This is a genomic window from Vibrio sp. 1402, assembly GCF_033340275.1.
Window position 1 is genome coordinate 1 of record NZ_JAWOWE010000679.1, and the last position, 523, is coordinate 523.

Annotated in this window: 1 protein-coding gene; it reads left to right on the forward strand. The window is 48.2% G+C overall.

Annotated elements, in window-relative coordinates:
* Positions 1 to 523 (forward strand): FAD-dependent oxidoreductase (locus R7044_RS27910; RefSeq protein ID WP_225456334.1); only part of this gene is annotated, 523 nt, incomplete at both ends.

The following is a 523-nucleotide window of genomic DNA, read 5'->3' on the forward strand; positions in this document are numbered from 1 at the left end:
TTTCTTCCGACATGGTCATCACCAAACCGCTTGGTGAGTCGTTACGGAAAACGGGCTGGCAAGCGGGAACGAGCGTGTTGGATTCGCGTATTTTTGTTCATTACTACCGCGATACGCCAGATGGTCGCCTCATGTTAGGCAAGGGAGGCAATCAGTTCTCTTTCAACAACCAAGTGGACGTGATGTTCAATAAACCAACTCGTTATCAAAATCTTCTAAGGAAGGCATTCGATAAACTTTTCCCGAGTTTGAAAGAGGCGGAGTTTGAATACTCATGGACAGGAGGATCCGATCGCTCAACCTCCGGCTTTCCATTTTTTGGGAAGTTGAACGAGCAACGTAATGTCTTTTATGGTTTTGGTTATTCAGGTAATGGTGTTGCGCAGACTCGCATGGGCGGAAAAATCCTCTCTTCTATGGTGTTAGGGTTGGATAACGAATGGACTCGAAGTGGCTTAGCCAAAGGGCCATTGGGGCATTTCCCTCCAGAGCCGTTTCGCTGGATTGGCGCAATGACGGTGCG